The organism is Meiothermus sp. QL-1 (assembly GCF_003351145.1).
GTDB lineage: Bacteria > Deinococcota > Deinococci > Deinococcales > Thermaceae > Meiothermus.
Map to the genome: position 1 here is coordinate 1 of NZ_QQSV01000011.1, position 24,908 is coordinate 24,908.

A 24,908-nucleotide genomic window follows, 5' to 3' on the forward strand; every position below is an offset into this window, starting at 1 on the left:
CACATGGTACCGCAAAACGACCGCCCACCATGCTATGGGCTCCTTCGGAGCACGTGGAGGAGTCCATGTATCCCCGGTTTGAAAACCGGGGGATTATAGCTCCCCCACACCCCCTCTTTTCTCTAAACTGGGTGCATGCGTCTTTCCAAAACCGACATCTACGCCCTCAAAACCCTGGGCTACCTGGGCACCCAGCCGCCCGACCGCTTCGTGGGCAGCGAGGAGTTGAGCCGGGCCACCGGGGTGCGCCACACCTATCTGGTGCGCATCCTGGCCGCCTTGGTGGGGCACAACCTAGTCATCTCCAAAAAAGGGCAGGGTGGGGGGTATGCCCTGCCGCGCCCCCCCGAGGAGATCAACCTGCGCGATGTGATCCGGGCGGTGGACGGTCCTATTGCCCCCCTGGCCTGCGTGAGCCTGAACTGGCCCAAACCCTGCGTGGAGGAGAGCCGCTGCCGGGCCCGGAGCGTGGTCTGGCTCAAGGTGCGGGATGCCGTGCTGGAAAGCCTGAGTCGGGTAAGCGTGGCCGACCTGGCCGAGGACTTCCGCCGGGGGGTGGACTACTCGGAGTGTTTGGAGCACCTGCTGCCTGCAAGCGAGCTGCTCACCCGGCGCGGACTCCGGGCGACAGGCCCCACACGTCGGCGCAAGGCTAAGGGCCTGGGCTAGGCCCCCTCAAAAAAGCTTACACTTTTTGTAATCTGTATCTGCCCAACCAGCCTGCTTTTGCGTATGCTTTCGGTTGGGAGCAAGGAGGCAGAGATGAGCTACGCCAACCCCGATGTTCTGGTATCCACCGACTGGGTGCTGGAAAACCTGAACAACCCCAGCATCCGCATCCTGGAGGTCAACGAGGACATCCTGCTCTACGACACCGGCCACATCCCGGGCGCCCAGAAGATCGACTGGCAGGCCGATCTCTGGGACCCGGTGATCCGCGAGTTCATAAAGCCGGAGGAGCTGGCAGCCCTCTTTGAGCGGCTTGGCATCTCCAACGACACCACCATCGTGCTGTACGGCGACAAGAACAACTGGTGGGCGGCCTACGCCTTCTGGTTCTTCAGCTACAACGGCCACCGCCACCTCAAGCTGATGAACGGGGGGCGGATCAAGTGGGTGCAGGAGAACAAGCCCCTCACCACCGAGGTGCCCACCTACCCCAAGGGGACCTACATCCCCGGCCAGCGCGACCCCAATCTGCGGGCCTTCCGCGATGAGGTGCTGGCCCACCTGGAAAAGGTCAAGGCCGGCCAAGGGGCCCTGGTGGATGTGCGCAGCCCGGCCGAGTTTACCGGCGAGAAAACCCACATGCCCGAGTATCCCCAGGAGGGCGTCCTGCGGGGGGGGCATATCCCCGGGGCCAAGAGCATCCCCTGGGCCACCACGGTCAACCCCGACGGCACCTTCAAAAGCGCGGAGGAGCTCAGGGCCATCTACGAGGCCAAGGGCATCACCCCAGACAAGGAGGTCATCACCTACTGCCGCATCGCCGAGCGCAGCAGCCACACCTGGTTCGTGCTCAAGCACCTGCTGGGCTACCCCAAGGTGAAGAACTACGACGGAAGCTGGACCGAGTGGGGCAACGCGGTGGGGGTACCCATCGAGAAGGGTCCGGAACGGTAGGCTACCCGCCCATGGAGCGCAGCCGGCGCAGGCCGCCCTCGAGGTGGTAGACCCGCTGGTACCCGGCGGCCTCCAGGTAAAGCCCGGCCAGCTCGCTCAGCACCCCCCGCTCGCAGAGCAACAGAATGGGCCGGTCCCGGGGCAGGTCGTGGTTGCCCCGCTGGATCTCTGCCAAAGGAAGGTGCAGCGCCCCCTGGAAATCCTCCGGGTTGTACTGACCAGGGGGGCGCACGTCCACCACCAGGGGGTTCTCCTGCAGAAACTCGGCCAGATCCTTTGGAGCGATGCGGCGCATGGTTACTGAACCGGGGCCTCAGGGCGGAAGGCCATCAGGGGGGGCCGAAGCCAGGCGGTAACCCAGGTATCGGGGGCAGGGGGGTGGTCCGCGGCCAGCAAGACCCGCACCACCTTCCCTTCAGCGGGAAGCTCGAGCAGGAAAAAGCCACGCTCGACCAAGGCCCCCACCCGCCCCCCCAGAGCGTAGCGCCCCCCGCCTAGATCCCGAACGAACGCCCGAAGAGAGGGGCCCTCCTCCCAATGCTCCACCTGGCCATGGAGCAAAAGGGAGGGGCTGCCGCCCCAAAGTGGGATAAGACCCCGGTCAAAGGCGTAGAGCGGACCCAAAGGGGTGAGCACCTCCAGCACGGGGCTGCCCAGGGGCTCCGGGCACACGGGAAGGGGCTGGGCAAAACGGCCAAAGCGCTGCCAGAACTCCTCTGGGCTCTCCTCCAAAAAGCTCTGGGACGCAGGAAGGGCCGTCACACCCTTCATCCTAGCGCACGTTGAGGGTAATGGCGACCAAAGGCGGCTCGCTCTCGGGCCGGCCTGTCTCGCGCACCTCGTAGGTGATCTGGCCTGGACCCGGATCAGAGAGGTAGCTCCAGCCGCAGGCCGCGCTCAGGACAACCTCCTTGCGGCCCACCACGCGCTCGCCCCGCTTGACCAGCACCGTATAGCTGCTGGCCGAGCCCACCCCTCCAAAGCGGAAGGGCCGGGAGACCTCCCCCCCTGCTTGCAGGTTGGCCAGGGCAAAGCTCTGGCTGCAGATGGCCCCCGCCTGGGCCTCGGGCACCCGCAGCGCCACCCGCGCGCTCTCCCCTCCCTCGGCCCGAACCTCGTAGCGCCGCAGCCCCCCTGCCGGTGGGGGAACATTCAGTTGCCAGCGCCCCGTCCCATCGGCCACGGCCTGCCCCAGGCTAACCCCGTCCTCGAAAACCTCCACCACCTGGTTGGGGGCCGCAAGCCCCTCCAAGGTGAAGCCCGTAGGGGCCACAGAGGCCCCGTCCGCCGGGGCGGTAATGGCCAGCCGAGGAGGCTGGAAAGAGGCCTCACCCTCGCCGGCCACCGGCTTTGCAGCCAAGGCCCCTAAGGCCAGGCCCGGCGCCAGCGAAAGCAGGGCCAGCAAGGCCATCGCCGCCCAAAGCGTGGCCGCCCCAGGTAGCCGGGCCGCCGGCGCCATCAAGGCCTGGCTCAGCCCCAGCGGGGCCCCCGTGAGGGGGGCGCCGGGGGCTTCCGAGCTGCCAAAGCGCTGCACCGCTGCCTCGGCTTCGCGGTCCAGGGCCTCCTGGGCGGGGTCGGGTGGGCTGAAGAGCAGGAAGAAGACCCGCAGGTAGTAGTAGGCCGCCACCACCGAGGCGAAAAGCGCCAGCACCACCAGGGGATAAAGCCCTGCCTGGGCGGCCTCCTGGAAGACCAGGTACTTGGCCCAGAAGCCAGCCAAAGGCGGCAGGCCCAGCAGCGAAAGCACCCCCAGCCCCATCGCCCCCGCCAGCAAGGGCCTGCGCTGCCAAAGCCCCCGCAGCCGTTCCAGGGGTACCTCCTGGTTGGAAAGCATCGAAAGCACCGCGAAGACGAGGCCCGTCGCCAGCCCATAGGTGAGCAGGTAGAAGGGCACCGCAACCTCTCCGCCAGGCCCGAAAAGACCAAGCCCGATATAGCCCGCGTTGGCGATGGAAGAGTAGGCGAAGAGCCGCTTAGCCTCGGTCTGGGCCAAAGCGCCCAGGCTACCGAACAGGAGGCTCAGGGCCACCAGGGCCGCAAGCCCCACCCCAAAGACCTCCAGGCCCTCAGGGGTGAAGATGCGCAGCATGGCCGCAAAGGCCGCAGCCTTGACCGCGGTGGCCATAAAGAGCGTGACCACCGTGGGGCTGCCCTGGTAGACATCGGGCGACCACCACTGGAAAGGCACCATGGCGGTCTTGAAGGCAAAGGCGGCCAGGATTAGGAAGAGCGCCGCCGCATAAAGCGGCCCCTCGCCCCTAGCCCCGGCCATAAAGCTGCCGGTGGCCCCATAGTAAAGCGCCACCCCGTAGAGGAAAATGGCCGCCCCCAGAGCCCCTAACAAGAAGTACTTGAGCCCTGCCTCGAAGCCCTTCTCGTCCCGCTGCCAGGCGGAAAGCACGTAAAGGGGCAGCGAGAAGATCTCCAAGGCGATTACCAGCACCACCAGGTTGGGGCTGCTGGCCATGAGGTGCATCCCGGTCACCGCATAGAGGACCAGAAGGGGGAACTCAAACTTTCGCGCCGGACCCAAAAGCAGCGCCCAAAGACCCCCCAGCACCGCCACCAAGGTCAGGGCCCGGGCCAGGGTGTCGAAGCGGTAGAGGCCCCCAAAGGCCTCCACCACCTCCCCCCAGCCCACCAGGGCAAAAAGCCCTGCCAGCACCAGGGCCGCCACCGCAGCGATGCGGTTGACCTCGCGCGAGATGACGAAAGCTAGGAGGGAAAGCAGGGTGGAAAAACCGGCCAGAACGTATAGGGTTAGCAAGGCGCACCTCCGCTCACGACGCTCCCCCCAACAAGGCCGCAAGAGCCCTCCCCAAGGGCTCGAGGTGAGCCGTAAACAGCTTGGGATAGAGTCCCATCAGCAAGAGCACCGCCACCGTGACCCCGGCGAAGACCCATTCCCGTCGGTCCATGTCCGCCACCGCCTGCGCCTGCGGGGTCTCCTGGAAAAGCCGCTGGAAGGCGGTAAGAGCATAGGCCGCCGCTGCGATGACCGACAAAAAGGCCACAAAGGTGAGCCATGGGGTAACCTTATAAGCACCCAGCAGGACCATCAGCTCGCCCGGAAACCCCGAGAGCCCGGGCAGGCCAATCATGGCCATCAGGATGAACATCCCCAGAACGTACAAGGCTGGGGCGTGCTTGGCCAAGCCCCGCACCGGATGGGTATCCAGGCTGCCCGTGCGAGCGTGGATCCGGCCTACGAAGAGGAACATCGCCGAGGCATAGACCATCGAGGCACCGAGCAGGTACAAGGCCCCCACCGCCCCCTCCGGGGTGCCGCTGAAAAGACCCAAAGCCGCTACCCCCATGTGTGAAACACCTGCATAGGCCAGAAGGGTCTTCCAGTCTGGCGCACTGAAGGCCAGCCAGGCTGCATACAGCGCCCCGAAAGCTGCCAGGAAAAGCAGCAGCCCTTGCCACTCACGGAAACCCTCCGGCACCAACGGCAGGGCCCACTTGAAAAGGGCAAAGATGCCCACCTTATAGAGGGTGCCCATGGCATCGGCCAGGCCCGAAGGGTGGTTCTGCTGGTGGAAGCTGGGAAGCCAAGCGTGCAGGGGAAAGAGGGGGGTCTTGATCGCAAAGGCCAACAGGAAGCCCAAAAAGGCCCAGGCCGCCGCCGGGCCCGATAGGGGCTTGGCCACCAGGTCGGTATAAAGGAAGCTTTCCGCCCCTCCCAAAAACCGCACCGCCAGAATGGCAGCCAGCATGGGAAGCGAACCCGCCAGGGTGAAGAGGGCAAAGGTGTAGAGGGCCCGCAGCCGGTCGGGCCCCCCGTAGAAGTAGAGCATCAGAAGGGCCGGAATCAGGCTTGCTTCGAAGAAGAGGTAGAAGAACACCAGGTCTTGGGCGGCAAAAATGCCCAGAAGCCCGGTCTGCATCAAGAGGGCATAGGCCAGGAAGCGCACCGGCACCTCGGCCAGAAAAACCCCCAGCAGCACCACCAGGTTGACCGCCAGCCAAAGCAAAAGCCCGGCCCCATCCAGCCCCACCGCATAGTAGATGCCCGCCTGCGGCAGAAAGGGCAGCTGGCTGGCATAGGCCACCCCCTCACCCGTGTATCCAGCGAACAGCAGCAGCGAGACTGCCAGGGTCAAAAGCGCGGAAACCACCGCAAAACTGCGCCCCAGCCTGGGCCATAGCAAAAGCGCCAGGCCCGCCGCCAGGGGCAACCAGAGCCCTAGGTGAATCATCGCAGCACCCCCCAGGCCAGAAGGAGCACCAAAGCCAGAAGCAGCCCGGCCAGGTAGAAGCGGAGCGCCCCGGCCTCGAGCCTCGCCAACAGCCCCCCCAGGCCTGCCATCACCCCCCCAAGGCCGGTAAAGCCCGACAAAAGCCCCCTATCCCCGCCCAGCAAGAGCTCGGCCAGACCCTTGGCCGGGGCAACCAGAAGGGCGTTGTAGAGGGCATCGGCATAGAAGCCCTGCAAGGCCGCGGCCTGAAAGCGCGTATACCAGGCGGGCAGGGGCCGTTGGAAGAAGCGGAAACCCCACCCCAGGGCAGCCACGGCCACCAGCGCCGAGACCCCGATCAACACCCACTCGGTCAGCACCGGGAGCTTCTCGTGGGGAAACTCGCCAATAGCCTGGGTGAGGAAGGGCTCGATGAAGTTCTTGTAGTCGATTACGTAGGGAAGCCCCATGAAGCCCACCCCCAGGGCCCCCCCCATCAGAATATGGTTGGGCCAGATCATCACCGGTGGGCTCTCGTGGGGGTGGGCCTTCCCCCGGTACTCCCCCCAGAAGACCAGCACGTACCAGCGGATGGAGTACAAGGCGGCCAGCACCGAGGCGAGGAGCATCAGGGCCCAGAGCCATGGGCCGTACTCAAAAGAGTAGGCCAGAATGGCGTCTTTGGACCAGAACCCGGCCAAAGGCACCAGCCCCCCTGAGGCCAGGGCGGCCACCACGCCGTGTATGTGGGTGGTGGGCAGGTGCTTGCGCAGCCCCCCCATCTGCCGCACATCCTGCTCACCCCCCAAGGCGTGAATCACCGAGCCCGAGGTCATGAACATCAGGGCCTTGAAGAAGGCGTGGGTCACGATGTGAAAGATGGCCACCCAGTAAGCCCCCACCCCCACCGCCACGAACATAAAGCCGAGCTGCGACAGGGTCGTGTAGGCCACGATGCGCTTGATATCCCACTGGCCCAGCGAGCAAAGAGCCCCGTAGAAGGCCGTCGTCAACCCAATGGCCACGATCAAACCCGAGAGAAGAGGGTCGTCATGGAGCAAAAAGGCGTGCCGTACCAGCAGGTAGACCCCAGCGGTCACCATGGTGGCGGCGTGAATCAAAGCCGAGACCGGGGTGGGCCCGGCCATGGCGTCCGGAAGCCAGACCATGAGGGGCACCTGGGCGCTCTTGCCAATGGCCCCCACCAGGAGGAAGAAGCCGGCCAGGCTGAGGGCGGTGAAGCTGTATCCCCCAGCCTCCACCTTCTCCGCTAACTCGGAGATGGAAAGGGTGCCGAACATACTCCACAAGAGGCCCATGGCCAGCAAAAAGCCCAGGTCGCCGATGCGGTTGACGATGAAGGCCTTGCGGGCCGAGTCGGCGTTTACCCGCTCGGTGTACCAAAAACCGATCAGAAGATACGAGGCCAGCCCCACCCCCTCCCAGCCGATGAAGACCACCGGCAGGCTGTCGCCCAGCACCAGGAGGAGCATGGCCGCGATGAAGAAGTTGAAATAGCTGAAAAAGCGGCTGTAACCGGGGTCGCCGTGCATGTAGCCGATGGCCCAGACGTGGATCAAAAAGCCCACCCCGGTGACCACCAGCAGCATCACGCCCGAAAGGTTGTCGAGCCGCAGGCTAAAGGGGATGCCCGGCAACCACTCGGCCAACGTCCAGCGCCCACCCCCCTGGAGGAGCAGGTAAAAACCCAGCAAGAAGCTGGCCAGCACCAGCAGCGAGGCCAGCCAGCCGGGAAACGGTTCGGGAAGCCGGCGGCCCCACAGGCCCAGCAAAACAAAACCCAGAAGGGGCAAGGCGACCAGCAAGGGCAAAAGAAGCGTCTCTTGCACGTTACCACCTCAGCTGGTGCAGCTCGTCCACGTTCGTGGTCTCGCGGCGACGGAAAATGGCCACGATAAGCCCAAGCCCTACCGCCACCTCAGCCGCAGCGATGGCGATGATGAAGAGCACCACCACCTGCGCATCCAGGCTCCCGGTGAGCTTGGCAAAGCTGATAAGGGAGAGGGCCGCAGCGTTGAGCATCAGCTCGATGGACAAAAAGACCAGAATGGCGGTGCGCCTTGTAAGCACCCCATAGGCCCCGATGGCAAACATGAGGGCAGAGGCCACCAGCCAGGTCATTTCAACACCGCCCTTTCCTCTGGGGGCTCCGCCTCACGGCGTGCCGGGCGCCCAGTAGCGGCCGCAATACGCTCCGGCTCCACCAACACCACCGCAGCCACCGTGGCCACCAAAAGCAGAAAGCCCACCGCCAGAAGAGCCAGAAGCCACCTCTCGGGATCGTAGAGGAGGGGCCCCAGCGCCTGGGGCAGCCCCCCCTCCAAACGCCCCGGGCTCGCAGGGGGCTGGAAGCGAGACAGGGCAAAGATGAGCAGACCGGCCAGGCCCGCCGCCCCCAGGGCCGCCACCCAGGGCAGCCGGGGCAGTAGGTCGGGCCCCACGTTGGCGTTGGCCGCCGAGAGCAGCATGATTACGAACAGGAAGAGCACCACAATGGCCCCGGCATAGACGATAATCTGAATCATGGCCGCAAAGCGGGCCTCGAGCGCCACGTACACCCCGGCCACCACCAAAAAGTTGCCGATGAGGGCCAGCGCAGCGTGGACCGCGTTTTGCAAACGCACCACCGCCAAAGCGCTGACCAAAAGCGCCAGGAAGGCCAAGGCTTCCCAGAATCCCAGACTCATAGCTTCCTCCGCGGGGAGATTCTAACCCCTACAATCCCAGCCATAGCACCCCCATAAGGAAGGGCCGCAGCGCGGCCCCAGGCTCTACCGCTCGGGTGGCTTTACCCCCTCTAGCTCAGGGCGCACATAGGGCACGGTGTAGCCGCGCCGGATGGGCTTTCCCGTGTACATGGCCTCGCGCCGCTGGGGTTTGGTCCCCTCGACCTCTACCAGCATGTCCTCCTTGCCATACACGAAGTCCGAGTAGCGGTAGTCGGCCATCTCGAAGTCGTAGCCCATCACGATGGCCCCGGTAGGGCAGGCCTCCTCGCACAGCCCGCAGAAGATGCAGCGCAGCATGTTGATCTCGTAGACCCGAGCATGGCGCTCCCCTGCGCTCACCGGGTTCTCGGGGTCGTTCTCAGCGGCCTCCACGTAGATGGCATAGGCCGGGCAGGCCGCGGCGCAGAGGCTGCAGCCGATGCACTTCTCCAGGCCGTTGGGGTGCCGGGTAAGCACGTGGCGCCCGTGGAAGCGGGGCTTGAGGGGCACCGGCGCATCGGGGTAGGGGATGGTTACCGGCTTGGAGAAAAGGGCCTTGAGCGTAATGCCCAGACTTTGGGCCAGCGCAGCGATGCTCATCTTCTCACTCCTTCAAGCAAGCGGCGGGGCTTGGGCCGGGCGGTGAGGGCGGCGTAGAAGAGGAAGGCCACCAGGCTCAAAAGCGAGAGCCAGCCCAGCAGCGCCAGGGGAAGCTTGAGGGCCACCACCAGGGCCGAGAGCAAAAACCAGAGCAGGGCTAAAGGGAAGAGCCGGCCCCAGCTAAAGACCATGAGCTGGTCATAGCGCAGGCGGAATAGGGTGCCCCGCACCCAGATGAACAAGAAGAGGAAGAGAGCGATTTTGACGAACATCCAGAGGTAGGGCAGGGCGAAAACCCCTCCGAGGAGGGGTATCTGCTCCATGAACGCGGGCATCCGCCAGCCGCCCAGGAACAGGGTAGGGATGAGGGCCGAGGCGGTGATCAGGTGGATGTACTCGGCCATCTGGAAGAGGGCCCACTTGATCGAGCTGTACTCGGTGTTGTAGCCCCCCACCAGCTCCTGCTCGGCCTCGGGCAGGTCGAAGGGGGTGCGGGCGGCCTCGGCCAGGCTGGTGAGGAGAAAGATGGCGAAGGCGGGTAGCATATAGAGGACGAGCCAGCCGTTTTGGTGCTGCCACTCCACAATCTCCCGGAGGTTTAGCGAGCCCACCAGCACTACCGGGGCCAGCAGGCTGATGCCCAGGGCCAGCTCGTAGGAGATGAGGGAGGCCGAGGCCCGCAGCGAGCCCAGAAGCGAGTACTTGGAGTTGGAGGCCCAGCCCGCCAGGAAAACCCCGTATATGGCGATCTCCGAGACCGCGAAGATGTAGAGGATGCCCACATCCAGGTCGATGACCCAGGGGTCGTAGCCGAAGAAAGCGCCCTTGGGGCCAAAGGGGATGAGGCCAAAGGTGAGCACCGCGAAGGTCACCGAGATCATGGGGGCCAGCACGAAGACCACCCGGTCGGCCCTGGCCACCACGATATCCTCCTTGAAGACCGATTTGATGGCATCGGCCAGAGGCTGCAAAAGCCCGCTGGGCCCCACCCGGTTGGGCCCCTGGCGAACCTGGAAGCGGGCCAGGAGGCGCCGCTCGATCAGCGTCATGTAGGCGAAGGCGGTCAGGAGGCCGAAGATCACCAGAAAGGCCTTTAGCCCCACCATCCACAAGGGGTCGGTGGTCCCCTCGGCGGCCAGCGCCGGGCTCGAGGCCAGCCACCCCCCCAGCAGGTACAGCCACCCCCTGCTCATACTCCACCCCCCACCAGCACCCGGGCCTCGAGCCGCCGCCCGGCCCAGGGGCCCAGAGCGGGCAGGTAAAGCACGCCCTCGGGCAGCCCTTCTACCACCCGCACCTCATAGGCCTCCGGGCCCCACGGCAGCTCCAGCTCCACCCGGTAGCCCTCGGCCAGCCCCTGGGCCCGGGCCGTAGCCGGCCCCACCTCGAGCCGCACCTCCACCGCCTGGGCCACCGCACCCAGCAGCTGCTCGCGACGCCACAGGGTGGGCCTGAGGAAAAGAGCCCCGCCGGCGGCCTCCCCTCTCGCCGCCCAGCCCGCTGCCTTGGGCAGCCAGCGCTCCATTGCCGGAGGCAGCCGGTGCTTCTCCTGCAAAAGCCGGGTGGCCTGCCGCACCAGCCGCACCGGGGTCCTCACCCCCAAAGCCTCGGCCAGAAGAGCCAGGGCCGCCACTGCTCCGTCGGCCTGGCCGTTTTGAATGGCTGCCGGTTCCAGCGGCAGCACGCGGCCTTCCAGGTTCACCGTATGCCCCCGCTTCTCGTAGAAGGTGGGGCTGGGCAGAACCACATCGGCGTAGCGCTCGGCCAGCGGGTGGCGGTGCGAAAGGTGGAGGATGCGGAAGCGGGCCGAGCGGAGCTGGGCCTCGGTGGGCAGGTAACCGTAGTAGGCCACCTTTGGCCCCGGCTCTGTCCAAGCAGCCCCCCCCGAGGCCGGGTAAAGACCCAGGGCCTCCAGCCCCCGCGCGTTGGGGGCAGGGGTCATGGCCAGCACCTTCATGCCCCGCTGCTCGGCCAGGGTGCGGGCCATCTGGGCCGCGGCCGGATGGTTGAGCACGTGCGCCCCCAGCACCAGCAGGCTTTTCTTGGTGGCCAGCTGTTCGCGGACCCAGGCCACTGCCCCCGCCAACCCCTGCGGGGCCTCGCCCTGGCCCAGCAGGGCCGCCAGCAGGGCCTGTTCCTCCCCCGGGGCGTGGACCCCCCAGGCATAGGCCCACTTGGCGGTGGCCGAGGGGTAGGGGCTGAAGAGGGCCAGCTTGTGGGTGAGGCGGGGCATCCGCTCCTTGATGTTGAGGTCGGCGAAGGGGGTGCCGTGGTTGAGGCGGGGGGCGGGCTTGAGGCCGCGGCTGTACTCGGAAAGCCGTAGGTGCACTGCCGCGGCCTCCTCGGCGGGGTCCCCCAACACCAGCACGAACTCGGCCTCCAAAAGCTCCTCAAAGCTGGCGGGGGCAAAGGCCGTGGCGGGGTAGAGGGTGCGGCCCTGGAAGTCGCGGTGAGGGGTACCGAGCAGGTGCGCCAGCTCCACCGCGGCCAGGCCCTCCTCGAGGGTGCTCTCCCTTCCCAGGTAAAGCCCAACCTCCTCCCTGGGTACCCCCTCGAGGCCCGCCCGAATCGCAGCCAGCGCCTCTTCCCAGGTGGCCTCCTCCAGCCGTCCTCCCCTGCGCACCAACGGGGTGAGCAGCCGGTTCTCGTTCACCCACTGGTGCCCGAAGCGGGCCGCGTCGGAGATCCAGATCTCGTTCACCTCGCGCCGCTCGGCAGCCCGAATCCGCTCCAGGCGGCCGCTGCGGGCATCCACCAGAATGCCCGCCCCCGAGGCATCGTCCATCGAGGTGGTCTCCGTGGTGTCGTACTCCCAGTTGCGCGCGCGGAAACGGGCGGTCTGGTCCAGCAGGGCCCCCACCGGGCAGATGTCCACGATATTCCCGCTGTAGCCGGAGGGCAGGCCCACCTCCTCGCTGCTGATGAAGGTGTGCACCCCCCGCTCGATGAAGTCCAGCACCTCCTCGCCCGGCACCTCCTCAAAGTAGCGCACGCAGCGCTTGCAGTGGATGCAGCGCTCCCGGTCCAGCACGATGAAGGGCGAGAGGGAATGGTGCTTGTCCACGTGCCGCCGGGTCATCTCAAAGCGGGTGTAGAGGGGCAATTCAAGCCGGTTGGGGTGGTAGAACTTCTCAGCCAGGCCATACTCGTAGCTGCGGTCCTGCAGCTCGCAGGCCCCGCCCTTATCGCAGGTGGGGCAGTCCAGGGGGTGGTTGAACAAGGTGAGCTCCACCATCCCCGACTGGGCGTGGCGCACCTCGTCGGAAAGGGTGTCGATCACCATCCCCTCGCTCACCGCGGTGATGCAGGCCGCCTGGAGCTTGGGCATCCAGAAAATCTTGGGCGCCCCATTCTCTAGGATGAACTGCCCGTCCGGCCCCTTGCGCGGAGCACCGGTGCGCACCAGGCACATCCGGCAAGCCCCCACGGGCGAGAGGTACTTCTCAGCGCAGAACAGGGGCACATCATAGCCAGCGTGGAAGATGGCGTCCATCACCGAGGTCCCTGGGGGCACCTCGACCGTTTTGTCGTTGACCGTGACCCTGACCATACTACCCCCAGAAGCTTCCTGGCCGCTTTATGGGCCGCGGGTTCTCCACCAGCTCCACAAACTGCGGGCGGAAGTGCTTGAGGCTGCCCCGCACCGGCCAGCAGGCTGCGTCGGCCAGGGCGCAAAAGCTGCGGCCCTCGATCTGGTCTAGAAGGCTCTCTAAAAGCTCCACATCGCCCTTCTCCCCCTGGCCGGTGCCGAGCTTCTGGAAAAGGGCCACCATCCAGCCCGAAACCCCTTCGCGGCAGGGGGTGCACTTGCCGCAGGACTCGTGCCCGTAGAAGCGGGTGATGTTCCACATGGCGTCCACCATACTCATGCGGGCCGGGATGCCAATCACCCCCCCGGTGCCCAGCAAGGAGCCCTTGGCCGCCAGGGACTCGTAGTCCATGGGGGTATCCAGAATCTCGTCGGTCCAGGGCAGGGGCGGGGTCGAGGAACCCCCCGGAATGATGGCCTGGATGGGCTCGGTGGGGCCGCCCGCCCAGTCAAAAAGCAGCTCGCGGAAGGTGGTGCCCATGGGCAGCTCGTAGACCCCTGGGCGCCGGAAGGGCCCCGAGACCTGGTAGAGCTTGTGCCCCTTGGACTTCTCGGTACCCATGCTGGCGAACCAGTCGGCCCCCCGGGCCACGATATGCACCACGGAGCAAAGCGTCTCCACGTTGTTCACGGTGGTGGGCATCCCCCACAGACCGGCCTGGGCCGGGAAGGGGGGCTTCATGCGGGGGTTGGCCCGCAGGCCCTCGAGGGAGTTCATCAAAGCGGTCTCCTCCCCGCAGATATAAGCCCCGGCCCCCCGGTGCACGTACAGGTCGAAGCTAAAGCCGGTGCCCATCACATCCGGGCCCAGGTACCCCGCCGCGTAGGCCTCCTTGATGGCGGCCACCAGCCGGTCGTAGGCCCGCCGGTACTCCCCGCGAATATAGATGTAACCCTTGCTGGCCCCAATGCCCACCCCAGCGATGAGCATCCCCTCGATGAGCTGGTGTGGGTCGTCCTCCATCAAATAGCGGTCCTTGAAGGAGCCGGGCTCCGACTCGTCGGCGTTGCAGACGATGTAGTGCTGCTTACCGGAGTCCTTGGGCATGAAGCTCCACTTGAGGCCGGTGGGAAACCCAGCCCCCCCCCGGCCCCGCAGGCCTGAGCGCTTGACCTCCTCCACCACCCAGTCCCGCCCCTGGGCGATGGCCTTTCTGGCAGCCTGGTACCCGCCATGCTCCAGGTAGTACGCCAGGGTCCAGGAGCCCGGGCGGCCCACGTGCTTGTAGAGGGTCTTCTCAAAGCGCGGATCCTTACCGCTCACGATGGGTCCACTCATGCGCTCACCTCATCCCCCCGCAGGTGCACCTCGTGCCCCACCCTGCCAGGCAGCTCAATCTCCTCGAGCCGCTTCCCCGCCCTAAGCCCCTCCAAAAGGGCCTTCAGCCGGGCCTTGGTCACGCACTCCACATAGGGCTCGTCGTTGATCTGGATGACCGGGGCGGTATGGCAGCTACCCAGGCACTCCACCTTCTGGATGCTGAAGAGTCCATCCGGCGTCACCTCGCCCCGGAGAATCCCCAGCTCGGCCACCAGCTCGTCCCAAAGCTCGTCGGCCCCGCCGATGGCGCACGAAAGGGTGGCACAGACCTGGATGTGGTACTTGCCCGTGGGCAGGGCCTGGTAGTAGCTGTAGAAGCTCATCACCCCCGCAACCTCGGTGGCGGTGATTCCCAGGATGCGGCCGATCTCAGCCTGGCGCTCGGGGGAGATCCAACCCTCCTCCTGCTGCACCCGCCTGAGCATTGGCATGATGGCGGCCCGCCGGCCTTCGGGGGTATCGGGGTACTGTGCGAAGACCTCGCGCAACCACTCCTGCTTGTCGTCGAAGAATCCCATCCTCATCACCGGTCCACGTCTCCCATCACCGGGTCCAGGGAAGCGATTACCACCACCATATCGGCCATCTGCACCCCCTTGCAGGCAAAGGACAGGCTTTGCAGATTCACGAAGCTCGGGGCCCGAACCTTGACCCGGTAGGGCATGGAACCCCCATCGGAGATGATGTAGTACCCCAGCTCACCCCGGGCGCTCTCGGTGGGCACGTACACCTCGCCCAAGGCCGGGTGGAAGCCCTCGGTCACCAGCTTGAAGTGGTAAATCACCGCCTCCATGCTGGTCTCCAAAAGCTCGCGGGGGGGCAAGGAGATCTGGGGGTTGGGGTCGCGGATGGGCCCTGGCCCCATGGCCTCGAGCCGCTCCACCGCCTGCTGGATGATCTTGACCGACTCCCGCATCTCCAGGATGCGGATGATCATCCGGTCGTAGACATCCCCCCCATACAGCACCGGCACCTCGAAGTCGTAGGTCTCGTAGCCCGAGTAGGGGTAGGCCTTGCGCACGTCGTAGTTGACCCCCGAGGCCCGCAGGCTCCCCCCGGTGAGGGAGAGGTTGATGGCCTCCTCGGCCGGGATCACCGCCACCCCCCTGGCCCGCTCGTAGAAGATGGGGCTCTCACGGAACAACCCCTCGTACTCGTCGATGCGGTGCGGCATCTGGGCGATGAACTTCTTGACCTCTCCCAAGAACTCGGGCGGCAGGTCTTCCTTAAGCCCCCCGATGCGGATGTAGTTGTGGTGGAAACGCTGGCCCGAGACCCACTCGAAAAGGTCAAGCACCGCCTCGCGCTCGCGGAAGGCGTAGAAGAAGGGGGTAAGGGCCCCGAAGTCCAGAAGCCCGGTCCCCAAAAACACCAGGTGGGAGGCGATGCGCGAAAGCTCGTTGAGCATCACCCGGATCACCTGGGCCCTGGGGGGCACCTCAGCCCCCACCAGCTTCTCCACCGCCAAGGCATAGGCCAGGTCGTGGGCGAAGCTGTGCAGGTAGTCCATCCGCGGGGTGTAGGTGATGCACTGGGTGTAGGTGCGGTGCTCCATGTTCTTCTCGAAGCCGGTGTGGAGGTAGCCGATATGGGGGGTAAGGCGCAGGATCTGCTCCCCAGAAAGGTCCACCACCACCCGCAGGACCCCGTGGGTGGAGGGGTGCTGGGGCCCCACATTCAGGGTCATCACCTCGGAACGAAGCTCTGGGGCCTCGGTAATCTCATAGCTCTCCACCGCGGGGCTGTGGAGCTTGGAAGGGTCGCGCACCATCAGTTACCTCCCCTGACCGCCTTCTGCACCTCGGCCGCCACCTCGGCATAGCCCTTGCGGCTCCCCCCGCGCCAGCCGGTGAGGCCCGGCTTGTTGCCGGCCAACCCTGCGCGGAAGGCCGCGGGATCAATGAAGCGCCCCTCCCGGAACAGGGTGGGCGTCTCGCCCAGGGGGAAGTCCTTGCGCAAAGGGTGGCCCTCCAGGTCCTCAGGGGTGAGAATCTTGCGCAAATCCGGGTGGCCTTCGAAGCGAATGCCGAACATGTCGTAGACCTCCCGCTCCAGAAAATCCGCCCCCCGCCAGAGGTCGGTGAGGGTGGGCAGACGGGGGTCAGCCTCGGGGACGTACACCCTCAGGAAGACCCGGCTCCCATCCCCATCCTTGTACCCAGGCAGCGAGACCAGCTCGTAGACCACCGCGAAGCGCTCGGGCTTCTTCTCCGGGTAGGTCAGGTAGTCGATGCCCACGATATCGGCTAGGTAGTTCCAGCCCCTCGCTTTGAGCTCAGCGGCCAGGGGCTTGAACTCGGCCCGGGGTACCACCACCCAGGTGTTGCCGTGGGCTTCTTCCACGGGGTACCCCTTGGCCCGGGCCTCCTCCTTTAGCTGTTCTAGTCGATGCATACCCTCCCCCTAGCGCGTCCAGGCCTCTACCTTGGGCAGCTTGCGGCCCTGGTCGTCGCGGGCCTTGCCCTGGATCTTCTTCTGTAGCTGCATCACCGCGTAGATGAGGGCCTCCGGCCGGGGCGGGCAGCCCGGCACGAAAACATCCACCGGCACCACCGAGTCCACGTTCTGCACGATGGCGTAGTTGTTGAACATCCCCCCCGAGCTGGCGCAGGCCCCCATGGAGATGACCCACTTGGGATCGGGCATCTGGTCGTAGACCCGCCGCATGACGGGGGCCATCTTTTTAGAAAGTCGCCCGGCCACAATCATCACGTCGGCCTGGCGGGGGCTGGCCCGGAAAACCTCGGAGCCAAAGCGGGACAGGTCGTTGCGGGCATCGGTAGAGGCCATCATCTCGATGGCGCAGCAGGCCAGGCCGAAGGTGGCCGGCCACAGGCTGTTCGAACGCCCCCAGGCGACGAGCTTTTCCAGGGTGGTGAAAAGAACCCCCGCGTTCTCCAGCTCCTGCACGTCCTTGGCGAAAAGGTCGCTCAAGCTTGCCACGGCTATCCTCCCCTCAGTGCCACTTCAGCACACCCTTGTACCACTCGTACAGGAAGCCCACAAACAAGAGCAGGGTGAAGAGCAGCAAGCCCACAAAGCCCACCACCCCCACCGTGCCCGCGCTCACCGCGTAGGGCCACAGAAAGGCCACCTCCACGTCGAAGATGATGAAGAGCATGGCCACCGCGTAGAAGTGCACCGGGAAGCGCTTGACCTCGCCCGCGGGGTCGTTGCCAGACTCGTAGGGCATGAGCTTGGCCCGCCCGCCCCGCTTAGGGCCTAGAAGAGCCCCGGCGACCACCGCCAGCACTGCGATGCCCACCGCCACCGCCAGGTAGACCAGAACCGCCTGATACTCGCTGATGGGTGACATGTGCCTCCTCGTGGGGGATGCTTGTGCCAATCTTCACGAAAGCGCGTGCAGCGCCCCCGCATCCCCCCAACTGCCCTTCATCTTACACCGCTTGTAAGCTAAAAGAACCATGGTTCCATTCCAAATTGGCCCTCACCCGTCGGGGCATACCTTTGCTGCGCCCACACCTGGGGTGGGCAAGGGGCATTTGAGTCTTCCCCAGATTAAGCCCCGGGTGTGACCCCAGGGTAGGGCCTCGAGCCCCAATTGCATCAGTAGCGCTTATCTATCAGGGGAGGCCCCTCCAGGTTGGGGTCGGCCACCAGCTCATCGATGCGCAGGCCGGTGGCTTGCTGCAAAGCCGGGCCCAACTGCGGTGGGACTGTTTCGGTCTTGAGGCGCAGGGTGAGCTTATCGGTGCCGTCCGGTTTGCTCTCCACCACCACCTGCGCGCCCCCTCTGGGGTCGATGCCGAAGGCCATGAGCAGCGGGGCCAGCTCGGTGGGGTAGAGCTTGACCCCCTTGACCTTGACCATCAGGTCGGTGCGGCCGATCACCCCTTTGGGCAGGCAAAGCCGCCCATCGCGGCGGCTTACTACCGCCAGGTCGCCGGTGCGGAAGCGAACCATGGGCATCAGGGTGCGCGAGAGCGCGGTCACCACCAGCTCGCCCTTCTCCCCCTCGGGGGTGGGCTCGAGGGTCTCGGGGTCCACCACCTCCAGAATGGCCATCTCGGGGATTTCCCAAAGACCATCCTTCTCCAGGCCCTCCCCGGCCACCACCCCCAGCTCCGAGGTGCCGTAAGCGTCCACCGCCACCCCTCCCAGGGCCTGCTCGAGCCGCTCGCGGTAACCCGGCACCGAGGTAAAGGGCTCCCCCCCGGCCATCAGAAGGGCAAAGCGCCCGCCCGCCTGGGCCACCTTCATGGCGAAGCTGGGATTCGATACCAGCACCTCGAAGCCGTACTGCCGCTGAAGCTGCACGATGCGCTCGGCCTCCCCCGGCCCGTGCGCCAGGACCATGGCCCCGGCCCGCTGCAAGGCCTCGTGGAAAAGCCAGCCCCCGGCGAACACGTGGTAGCTGAAGACCACCAGCGCCTTTTTACCCGCCATCCCCAGCCGGCGCATCTGGGCGGCCAGCGCCTCGGCCTGGTAGTCCAGGTCTTCCCTGGAGAGGTACTCCGGCATCCACCCCAAAGCAGGGCTGGGGGTGAGGTGCATCAAAACCGCCCCCTGGGGCGGCTCTGGGTGGGCCTGGAGGTAGGCCAGCCAGTCCTGGCGGGTGGTGAAGGGCAGCCGGGCGATGGTTTCCGGGGTGACCGCCTCCACATCCACCCCCCGCAGCTTCTCGGCGTACACGGGGTGCTGCCTCGCGGCGGCCAGCACGGTCTGCAAACGCTGGGTTCGGTCCATGGGTGCCTCCTGGTTTCCAGGGGGATTATACCCACGCAGGCTCAACGCCGCTCTAGTGTCAGGGTGTAGGTGTAGCTCCTGCTCTGGTTGGGGGCCAGCGCGAAGCGAAGGCGGTAGCCCTGGGGCAGGCGCTCCAGCCCCTCGCCCTCGAGGGCGAAGGGCTGCGGCAGGGTCTCCTCTATCTCCACCGTGAGCCCATACGCCTTGGGGTTGCGCACGGTGGTGGTCACGCGAAAGCGGTTGGGCGCCAGCGCTTCCACCTGCCGGAGGGCCTGGCCCTCGGGGTCGGGGCCCAGCAGAAGCGTGACCAGACGACCCTTGGGGGTATCCGGCAGCGTGGCCTGCCCTATGAACACCCCTTTTTCCCGCACGCCGACCAGGCCGGCGGCCAGGGGCTCTGGCGCGCTGAAGCGCAGGCCTCGGACAAAAGCCAGAACCGGCTCGGTGCTGAAGCCCCCCTGCCAGCGCCACAAATAGACCGGCTCCACCCTGACCCGCAGGAAGGGCAGCTCGGTCTGCCCAGGCTCCAGCAATACCTCCCCGGCCAGGCGGTAGCGGTAGGTGCCCCCCGCCTCCCCCATCCACTCGGCCAGGGCCGGGGCGGCCCGGAGCGCAGACCCTGCCTCCATCCCGCCCTCCAGCAAAGGCACGCTGCCCGCCACCAGCTCGGTGCGCACAAGCCGCAAGGGCTGTTTCAGGCCGTTGGTGAGGGTGGCCCAGCCCACCAGCTCCCCATCCTCCAGGGTCCAGTAGAGGCCCCAGCGCAAGGCCCGGGTCAGGAAGGCCAGGGTGGCCCGCCCCTCACCCCGGTAGCGGAAGACCACCCGAGGGCCCGGGGGAAGGCTGAAGCCGCTGGGGTCTGGGTAGGCCACCACCCCGGGCAGGCCCACCAGGTAGCGCCCCTCATAGAGGAACAGGTTGCGCTCCGCGCTCACCAGCGTGGCCCGGCGCCACTGCCCTTCCCAGTAAAACTGCACCTCCTTGCCCACGTAGGCCTCGAGCGGGCTGGGCCTCTCGGGCACCTCCACCCGGCGGGAAAGCTCGCTTACCCCCAGTAGCCGCAGCGTACCCGGCACCAGACTTTCGAATAGGGCCGCCTCTGGGGTCCAAACCCACTCCCCCGGGGGCAGCTCCTGGGGCAGTCTCAGTTCAGCAAAGCCCCGGTACAGCGCCGCTTCCTGTGCCTGCGCCCACAAAAAAAGCCCAAAAAGCCAGAGCCATCCTATGCGCATGGGCCAAGTAAACCACCGCACCGGGGGTTTTGGGTGAGCGCAGGCTAAAGGGGCCTAGCTCAAACCGGGGATGTCGTCCCGGATACAGGCCTTGTAATGCCCCGGGGCCACCTCCTTGAGCTCGGGCACCACCTGGGCGCACTCGGCGATGGCATAGCGGCAGCGGGTGCGGAAGACGCAGCCCGAAGGAGGGTTGATGGGGCTTGGAATGTCCCCCTGCAAAACTATCCGCTCGCGCTTCAGGGTGGGGTCGGGCATGGGGATGGCCGAAAGGAGGGCCTCGGTATAGGGATGCTTGGGGTTGCGGTAGAGCTCTTTAGCGGTGGCCAGCTCCATAATCTTGCCCAGGTACATCACCGCCACCCGGTCCGAGATGTACTCCACCACCGCCAGGTCGTGCGCAATAAAAAGAAGGGTCAGCCCGAGCTGCTCCTTGAGGTCCTGCAGCAGGTTCACCACCTGGGCCTGGATGGAGACGTCCAGGGCCGATACGGGCTCATCGGCTACGATGAATTCCGGCCGCACTGCCAAAGCCCGGGCAATCCCGATGCGCTGGCGCTGGCCGCCGGAGAACTCGTGGGGGTAACGCCGAATGTGATCCGGGTTCAACCCCACCATCTGCAAAAGCTCCGCCACTCGCTCAGTCCGGGCCTTGGCCGAGGCCTCCAGGTTGTGAATCACCAGCGGCTCGGCGATGATATCGCCCACGGTCATGCGCGGGTTGAGGGAGGCGAAGGGGTCCTGGAAGATGATCTGCATCTTGCGGCGGTAGGCCCGAAGCTGGTTCTTGGGCAGGTGGGTGATGTCCTGTCCATCGAAGCGGATGGTTCCCTCGGTGGGCTCGATAAGGCGCAGGATGGTGCGGCCTACTGTGGTCTTGCCCGAGCCGGACTCCCCCACCAGGCCCAGCACCTCCCCCTTCTTCACCCCAAAGCTCACCCCGTTGACCGCCTTGACGTGGCCCACCACCCGTGAAAGAACCCCACCCCGGATGGGAAACCACTTCTTCAGGTTCTCCACCTCCACCAGGTGGGTGGTGGTAGCAGTCGCTGCGCTCATGCCTCCACCGCCTCTCCATTCTGAATCTCAGCCCAGCGCACGCAGCGCACCATGTGGCCGCCCCCCGCGTCCTGCAAGGCCGGGATCTCCTGGTCGCAAAGCCCAGGCTTGTAAAACTTGCAGCGGGGATGGAAGGCGCAGCCAGCGGGCAGGCTCAGGGGGTTGGGCACGTTGCCAGGAATGGCCTCCAGCCGCTGCTGGTGCTCAGCGGCTAGGTCGAGCCGCGGCACCGAGTTCAAAAGCCCCATGGTATAGGGGTGCAGGGGCTTCTTGAAGGTGGGCACCACATCCGCCTCCTCCACCGCCCGCCCAGCGTACATCACCACCACCCGGTCGGCCATCTCCGCCACCACCCCCAGGTTGTGGGTGATGAAGAGGATGCTCATCCCAATCTCTTCCTGGAGCTTCTTCATCAGCTCCAGAATCTGGGCCTGGATGGTCACGTCCAAAGCGGTGGTGGGCTCGTCGGCAATTAGAAGTGAGGGGTTACAGGAAAGCGCCATGGCGATCATCACCCGCTGGCGCATACCCCCCGACATCTGGTGGGGGTAGTTGGCCAGGCGCTTCCTGGGCTCAGGGATGCCCACCAGATCGAGCATCTCTGCGGCCTGCTCAAGCGCCTCCTTCCGGCTTTTGCCCTGGTGAAGCTGGATGGCCTCAGCGATCTGGTCCCCCACGGTGTAGACCGGGTTCAAGGAGGTCATGGGCTCCTGAAAGATCATGGCAATGTCGTTGCCCCGGATGCGGCGCATGCTGGCCTCATCCTCTTTGACCAGGTCGCGGAGCTTACCATCCTTGCCGCGAAAAAGCATCTGGCCGCCCACAATCTTGCCCGGTGGGGAGGGAATCAGGCGCATCATGGCCAGGCTGGTCACCGACTTTCCGGAACCCGACTCCCCCACCACCGCCAGGGTCTCGCCCTTGTTAATGTGAAAGGAGACCCCGTCCACCGCCTTCACCACCCCGTCGTCGGTGAAGAAGTGCACCTTGAGGTCCTTCACTTCAACCAGTCTGTTCTCGTCCATGCCCACTCCTACAAAGTCAGGCCATTATACCCCTCACACCTTGGTGCGCGGGTCGAGCGCGTCGCGCAGGCCATCGCCAAGGAAGTTATACGCCAGAATAGCCAGCAGGATGAACACCCCGGGAATTAGAAGCCAAGGCCGCTCGGTAAAGGCGGTGATGCCCGTGGCCTGGGCCTTGGAGAGCATCAAGCCCCAGGAAGTGGCCGGCTCCTGAATCCCGAGCCCCAGGAAGGAAAGCCCCGACTCCCCCAGGATGAAACCGGGAATGGCCAGGGTCACCGCCACGATGAGGTAGGTATAGGTACCCGGCAACACATGGCGGACGATAATGCGCACGTCCCCTGCCCCCAAAGCCTGGGCGGCCTGGGCGTACTCCATCTCCCGAAGCTGCAGGACCTGGCTGCGGATGATGCGGGCCAGCCCCCCCCAGTTCACGAAGGAGAGAATGGTCACCACCAACACGAAGCGCACCGCTGGCGGCACCTCGATGGGTATTAGCACCGAGAGGATGATGAGCAAGAACAAATCGGGAATGGCCGCCAGCACCTCCACAGTGCGCATGATGAGGGTGTCCAGATCGAACTCAATCCGGGGCCAAAGCAGAATATAGCCGATGCCCCCCAACAAAACCACCCCTATGAGCCCGGCCACAATGGCCTCCAGCCCCCGGCTGGTCTCCAGGAAGCCTTCGACCGTGATCCAAAGCAGCCAGGCCACCCCCCCCCAGGCCAGCAACCAGAGCAGGGCCCGGGCCAGGTGGCTAGGCCAGACCAAGAAGCGCATCAAAAAGCCCAGCAGCACCAACCCCAAAGCCAAGCCCAGCATCCCCAGGACCAAGTAGCCGACCCGCTGCAGGTTGGGGCGGATAAACTGCTCATACCCCTGGCCCAGCGCCCAGAGCAGCACTCCCATCAGGGCCAGCCCCAAAGCGGCCAGCAGGTGGGCGTACCAGGGGCTGGCCCGTACAAAACGCCAGAATTCGGGGTTCAGAAGACCGATACTGAAGGTGACCGGACGGCCCGCGTAGTAGCCGGAGATGCTGCCCATGAAAACACCTATTAGTAGGGCTAGGGCGACCGCAAAAATACCGATGGTGAGGCTGATGCGGGCCCCAAACCAGATGCGGCCCCATATGTCGCGCCCAAAGTCGTCCGCCCCCCAAAGGAAGAGCCTGGCCTGGTCCTCCAAAAGCCAAGGCCCCCCAAAGAGGCGCAGATTGGCCGGAATCAACCCCAAAAAGCGGTAAGGCTCCCCCTCCACGAAGAAGTAGATGGGATAACGCCCCTTCTCGCAGTCGGTGATCACCTCGACCTTGAAGGTCTCGGGGTTTCTGCGCCGCTCGGAGGGGCACACATAGGGGCGGGTCAGCCTGCCGTTCTCGTCGCGCCAAAAAATCTTGGTCGGAGGTGCATAGGAGAAGTCGCGGAAGCTCTTCTCCTCCGGGTAGGGGGCCAGGAAATCGGCGAAAAGCGCCCCTAGGTAGAAGACAAGCAGCACCACCGCCCCCAGCCGGGCCAAGGGGTGGCGCTTGAAGCGAATCCAGGCCTGCTGGAAAAAGCCCCGGCTCTGTAGAGCAGTGTTCGGTTTTCGCGCCAGCATCCTGAGCCTCCTAGCTGTAGCGAATGCGCGGGTCTACCCAGGCCAAAAGCAGGTCAGAAAGCAGGTTGCCAATCATCAAAAGCACCGTGGTGATGGTGATTAGGCCCATGATCACGTACACATCGATGGCCGAGATGGCCTCCAAAAGCGCCGGGGTAATGCCGGGCCAGGCCATCACCACCTCGACCAGCCCTGCCCCACCAATAAGACCAGGCAGGAGGCCACCAATGCCGGCTATGAAGGGAATCACCGCATTCCTGAGGGCGTGCTTGTAGATGACCACCCGCTCCGAAAGCCCCTTGGCCCTAGCGGTGCGGATGTAGTCTTGCGAGAGCACATCCAGCATCTGGCCGCGCATTACCCGCATGAGCCCTGCCAGGCCCGAGGTGCCCACCACGATTACCACCGGAAAGGCGTGCCAAAGCACGTTGGTTACCCGCGCCCACAGAGGCGACTCGGTGTAGGGCAGCCGCTCGGGCAAAGAGGGCCCCTGCAACAAGGGGGCCAGGAGCAAAAGCGCGCTCATACCAAAAAGCACAAGCCCCAGCCAGATGCCAAAGGTGGCGGCCTGCCTCCGGCGGGCGCGCCACCAGAAAAGGCCCCCATACACCAGGGCCCCCAAAAGAGCAAAGGGAAAGAGCACTTGGGCAGCCCGGGTCATATTCCCCAAGTGCAGAAACTCATTGGTCATACCCCCGATGGGCAGCAGGCGCATGTCTGTGAGGTCGTTGAGCCAGACCGCCAAGAAGAGCATGATGAGGCCAAAGAAGAAGTTGGGGATGGCCAGCCCCAAAAAGGCCAGGACGGTGAAGATGCGGTCGGGCCAGGTGTACTTGTAGATGGCCGAATAAACCCCGATGGGGATGGCAATCAGGTAAATCATCAAGGTGGCCAGCACCACCAGCACCATCGAGTTCAGGATGCGCGGGCCAATCACGTTCCACACATCGGTCTTGTAGGAAAGGGAAAGACCCAGATAGCCCTGCAGAATCCCCGAGAGCCACTTGGCGTACTGCACCGGCAGGGGCTGGTCGAGGCCGAGCTGCTGGCGCAGTCTGGCGATGGACTCGCGGTCCTGGGTGGGGTCGAGCTCGAGCCGGGTCACAAAGTCGCCCGGGGCAAGCTGAATCACCAGGAAAGCCAACAAAGTGGCCCCAAAGAAGGTGGGAACAAGCTGGAGCAGCCTTCGCAGCACGTAGTCGAACATGTTTCCTCAGCATAAAGGCAAGGGGTGGGTGGCCAC

The 24,908-nt window shown here is 65.4% G+C and carries 24 protein-coding genes; 2 read left to right on the top strand and 22 right to left on the bottom strand.

Annotated features, from left to right (window positions below):
- Nucleotides 1-135: 135 nt before the first annotated feature.
- Nucleotides 136-669 (top strand): Rrf2 family transcriptional regulator, encoded by a 534-nt coding sequence (locus tag DV704_RS10310; protein ID WP_114799501.1) that lies wholly within the window; start codon nucleotides 136-138, stop codon nucleotides 667-669.
- A 93-nt stretch (nucleotides 670-762) separates the two neighbouring features.
- Nucleotides 763-1,623 carry a sulfurtransferase gene (locus tag DV704_RS10315; protein ID WP_114799582.1) on the top strand — a complete coding sequence of 287 codons (861 nt, stop codon included), beginning with the start codon at nucleotides 763-765 and terminating at the stop codon, nucleotides 1,621-1,623.
- Between the two features lies 1 nt (nucleotide 1,624).
- Here the strand turns inward: DV704_RS10315 and DV704_RS10320 are convergent, their stop codons facing one another.
- The 22 genes from DV704_RS10320 to DV704_RS10425 form a co-directional block, all read right to left on the bottom strand.
- Nucleotides 1,625-1,918: a rhodanese-like domain-containing protein gene (locus DV704_RS10320; protein ID WP_114799502.1), complete on the bottom strand. Its 294-nt coding sequence runs from the start codon at nucleotides 1,916-1,918 to the stop codon at nucleotides 1,625-1,627.
- Between the two features lie 2 nt (nucleotides 1,919-1,920).
- A complete protein-coding gene (locus tag DV704_RS10325; protein WP_114799583.1) occupies nucleotides 1,921-2,385 on the bottom strand; it encodes a hypothetical protein in 465 nt (154 codons plus the stop codon).
- Between the two features lie 10 nt (nucleotides 2,386-2,395).
- Nucleotides 2,396-4,390, bottom strand: coding sequence for a proton-conducting transporter membrane subunit (locus DV704_RS10330; RefSeq protein ID WP_114799503.1), 1,995 nt, complete (start codon nucleotides 4,388-4,390; stop codon nucleotides 2,396-2,398).
- A gap of 13 nt (nucleotides 4,391-4,403) precedes the next feature.
- A complete protein-coding gene (locus DV704_RS10335; protein ID WP_114799504.1) occupies nucleotides 4,404-5,825 on the bottom strand; it encodes a NuoM family protein in 1,422 nt (473 codons plus the stop codon).
- The gene (gene nuoL, locus DV704_RS10340; protein ID WP_114799505.1) at nucleotides 5,822-7,654 is read right to left on the bottom strand and encodes an NADH-quinone oxidoreductase subunit L; all 1,833 of its coding nucleotides are present in this window, start codon (nucleotides 7,652-7,654) and stop codon (nucleotides 5,822-5,824) included. Before nuoL ends, DV704_RS10335 begins: the two co-directional genes overlap by 4 nt.
- Before the next feature lies 1 nt (nucleotide 7,655).
- Nucleotides 7,656-7,946, bottom strand: a complete 291-nt coding sequence (gene nuoK, locus DV704_RS10345; protein ID WP_114799506.1) for an NADH-quinone oxidoreductase subunit NuoK — start codon at nucleotides 7,944-7,946, stop codon at nucleotides 7,656-7,658.
- Nucleotides 7,943-8,512 (bottom strand): NADH-quinone oxidoreductase subunit J, encoded by a 570-nt coding sequence (locus DV704_RS10350; protein ID WP_114799507.1) that lies wholly within the window; start codon nucleotides 8,510-8,512, stop codon nucleotides 7,943-7,945. Before DV704_RS10350 ends, nuoK begins: the two co-directional genes overlap by 4 nt.
- Before the next feature lie 84 nt (nucleotides 8,513-8,596).
- A complete protein-coding gene (nuoI, locus tag DV704_RS10355; RefSeq protein ID WP_114799508.1) occupies nucleotides 8,597-9,133 on the bottom strand; it encodes an NADH-quinone oxidoreductase subunit NuoI in 537 nt (178 codons plus the stop codon).
- Complete coding sequence (gene nuoH, locus DV704_RS10360) at nucleotides 9,130-10,239, bottom strand: NADH-quinone oxidoreductase subunit NuoH (RefSeq protein WP_114799584.1); 1,110 nt, start codon at nucleotides 10,237-10,239, stop codon at nucleotides 9,130-9,132. The genes nuoI and nuoH overlap by 4 nt, the downstream gene beginning before the upstream one ends.
- A gap of 83 nt (nucleotides 10,240-10,322) precedes the next feature.
- Complete coding sequence (locus tag DV704_RS10365) at nucleotides 10,323-12,683, bottom strand: molybdopterin-dependent oxidoreductase (protein WP_114799509.1); 2,361 nt, start codon at nucleotides 12,681-12,683, stop codon at nucleotides 10,323-10,325.
- Between the two features lies 1 nt (nucleotide 12,684).
- Nucleotides 12,685-14,001 carry an NADH-quinone oxidoreductase subunit NuoF gene (gene nuoF, locus DV704_RS10370; RefSeq protein WP_114799510.1) on the bottom strand — a complete coding sequence of 439 codons (1,317 nt, stop codon included), beginning with the start codon at nucleotides 13,999-14,001 and terminating at the stop codon, nucleotides 12,685-12,687.
- Nucleotides 13,998-14,561, bottom strand: a complete 564-nt coding sequence (nuoE, locus tag DV704_RS10375) for an NADH-quinone oxidoreductase subunit NuoE (RefSeq protein ID WP_114799585.1) — start codon at nucleotides 14,559-14,561, stop codon at nucleotides 13,998-14,000. Before nuoE ends, nuoF begins: the two co-directional genes overlap by 4 nt.
- A 5-nt stretch (nucleotides 14,562-14,566) precedes the next feature.
- Complete coding sequence (gene nuoD / locus DV704_RS10380) at nucleotides 14,567-15,814, bottom strand: NADH dehydrogenase (quinone) subunit D (protein WP_114799511.1); 1,248 nt, start codon at nucleotides 15,812-15,814, stop codon at nucleotides 14,567-14,569.
- Nucleotides 15,814-16,437 (bottom strand): NADH-quinone oxidoreductase subunit C, encoded by a 624-nt coding sequence (locus tag DV704_RS10385; RefSeq protein WP_114799512.1) that lies wholly within the window; start codon nucleotides 16,435-16,437, stop codon nucleotides 15,814-15,816. Before DV704_RS10385 ends, nuoD begins: the two co-directional genes overlap by 1 nt.
- Before the next feature lie 9 nt (nucleotides 16,438-16,446).
- Nucleotides 16,447-16,953 (bottom strand): NADH-quinone oxidoreductase subunit B family protein, encoded by a 507-nt coding sequence (locus DV704_RS10390; RefSeq protein ID WP_233498336.1) that lies wholly within the window; start codon nucleotides 16,951-16,953, stop codon nucleotides 16,447-16,449.
- Nucleotides 16,954-16,999: 46 nt separating this feature from the next.
- Entirely contained in the window at nucleotides 17,000-17,359 is a 360-nt protein-coding gene (locus DV704_RS10395) for an NADH-quinone oxidoreductase subunit A (protein ID WP_114799514.1), read from the bottom strand.
- A gap of 251 nt (nucleotides 17,360-17,610) precedes the next feature.
- Nucleotides 17,611-18,750 carry a phenylacetate--CoA ligase family protein gene (locus tag DV704_RS10400; RefSeq protein ID WP_114799515.1) on the bottom strand — a complete coding sequence of 380 codons (1,140 nt, stop codon included), beginning with the start codon at nucleotides 18,748-18,750 and terminating at the stop codon, nucleotides 17,611-17,613.
- 41 nt (nucleotides 18,751-18,791) lie between these two features.
- Nucleotides 18,792-19,982 carry a hypothetical protein gene (locus DV704_RS10405; RefSeq protein WP_114799516.1) on the bottom strand — a complete coding sequence of 397 codons (1,191 nt, stop codon included), beginning with the start codon at nucleotides 19,980-19,982 and terminating at the stop codon, nucleotides 18,792-18,794.
- A gap of 54 nt (nucleotides 19,983-20,036) precedes the next feature.
- Nucleotides 20,037-21,041, bottom strand: coding sequence for an ABC transporter ATP-binding protein (locus DV704_RS10410; RefSeq protein WP_114799517.1), 1,005 nt, complete (start codon nucleotides 21,039-21,041; stop codon nucleotides 20,037-20,039).
- Nucleotides 21,038-22,066 (bottom strand): ABC transporter ATP-binding protein, encoded by a 1,029-nt coding sequence (locus tag DV704_RS10415; RefSeq protein ID WP_114799518.1) that lies wholly within the window; start codon nucleotides 22,064-22,066, stop codon nucleotides 21,038-21,040. The genes DV704_RS10410 and DV704_RS10415 overlap by 4 nt, the downstream gene beginning before the upstream one ends.
- Nucleotides 22,067-22,099: 33 nt before the next feature.
- Nucleotides 22,100-23,665, bottom strand: a complete 1,566-nt coding sequence (locus tag DV704_RS10420; protein WP_114799519.1) for an ABC transporter permease — start codon at nucleotides 23,663-23,665, stop codon at nucleotides 22,100-22,102.
- A gap of 10 nt (nucleotides 23,666-23,675) precedes the next feature.
- The gene (locus tag DV704_RS10425; RefSeq protein ID WP_114799520.1) at nucleotides 23,676-24,872 is read right to left on the bottom strand and encodes an ABC transporter permease; all 1,197 of its coding nucleotides are present in this window, start codon (nucleotides 24,870-24,872) and stop codon (nucleotides 23,676-23,678) included.
- Nucleotides 24,873-24,908 lie beyond the last annotated feature (36 nt).

What these genes read in the sequence shown, in the direction of transcription:
- DV704_RS10310 (WP_114799501.1), top strand. Translation starts at nt 136, where the DNA reads ATGCGTCTTTCCAAAACCGACATCTACGCCCTCAAAACCCTGGGCTAC.
- DV704_RS10315 (WP_114799582.1), top strand. Translation starts at nt 763, where the DNA reads ATGAGCTACGCCAACCCCGATGTTCTGGTATCCACCGACTGGGTGCTG.
- DV704_RS10320 (WP_114799502.1), bottom strand. Translation starts at nt 1,918, where the DNA reads ATGCGCCGCATCGCTCCAAAGGATCTGGCCGAGTTTCTGCAGGAGAAC.
- DV704_RS10335 (WP_114799504.1), bottom strand. Translation starts at nt 5,825, where the DNA reads ATGATTCACCTAGGGCTCTGGTTGCCCCTGGCGGCGGGCCTGGCGCTT.
- nuoK (WP_114799506.1), bottom strand. Translation starts at nt 7,946, where the DNA reads ATGACCTGGCTGGTGGCCTCTGCCCTCATGTTTGCCATCGGGGCCTAT.
- DV704_RS10350 (WP_114799507.1), bottom strand. Translation starts at nt 8,512, where the DNA reads ATGAGTCTGGGATTCTGGGAAGCCTTGGCCTTCCTGGCGCTTTTGGTC.
- nuoI (WP_114799508.1), bottom strand. Translation starts at nt 9,133, where the DNA reads ATGAGCATCGCTGCGCTGGCCCAAAGTCTGGGCATTACGCTCAAGGCC.
- nuoH (WP_114799584.1), bottom strand. Translation starts at nt 10,239, where the DNA reads ATGGTGGGGCTAAAGGCCTTTCTGGTGATCTTCGGCCTCCTGACCGCC.
- DV704_RS10365 (WP_114799509.1), bottom strand. Translation starts at nt 12,683, where the DNA reads ATGGTCAGGGTCACGGTCAACGACAAAACGGTCGAGGTGCCCCCAGGG.
- nuoF (WP_114799510.1), bottom strand. Translation starts at nt 14,001, where the DNA reads ATGAGTGGACCCATCGTGAGCGGTAAGGATCCGCGCTTTGAGAAGACC.
- nuoE (WP_114799585.1), bottom strand. Translation starts at nt 14,561, where the DNA reads ATGGGATTCTTCGACGACAAGCAGGAGTGGTTGCGCGAGGTCTTCGCA.
- nuoD (WP_114799511.1), bottom strand. Translation starts at nt 15,814, where the DNA reads ATGGTGCGCGACCCTTCCAAGCTCCACAGCCCCGCGGTGGAGAGCTAT.
- DV704_RS10385 (WP_114799512.1), bottom strand. Translation starts at nt 16,437, where the DNA reads ATGCATCGACTAGAACAGCTAAAGGAGGAGGCCCGGGCCAAGGGGTAC.
- DV704_RS10395 (WP_114799514.1), bottom strand. Translation starts at nt 17,359, where the DNA reads ATGTCACCCATCAGCGAGTATCAGGCGGTTCTGGTCTACCTGGCGGTG.
- DV704_RS10400 (WP_114799515.1), bottom strand. Translation starts at nt 18,750, where the DNA reads ATGGACCGAACCCAGCGTTTGCAGACCGTGCTGGCCGCCGCGAGGCAG.
- DV704_RS10405 (WP_114799516.1), bottom strand. Translation starts at nt 19,982, where the DNA reads ATGCGCATAGGATGGCTCTGGCTTTTTGGGCTTTTTTTGTGGGCGCAG.
- DV704_RS10410 (WP_114799517.1), bottom strand. Translation starts at nt 21,041, where the DNA reads ATGAGCGCAGCGACTGCTACCACCACCCACCTGGTGGAGGTGGAGAAC.
- DV704_RS10415 (WP_114799518.1), bottom strand. Translation starts at nt 22,066, where the DNA reads ATGGACGAGAACAGACTGGTTGAAGTGAAGGACCTCAAGGTGCACTTC.
- DV704_RS10420 (WP_114799519.1), bottom strand. Translation starts at nt 23,665, where the DNA reads ATGCTGGCGCGAAAACCGAACACTGCTCTACAGAGCCGGGGCTTTTTC.
- DV704_RS10425 (WP_114799520.1), bottom strand. Translation starts at nt 24,872, where the DNA reads ATGTTCGACTACGTGCTGCGAAGGCTGCTCCAGCTTGTTCCCACCTTC.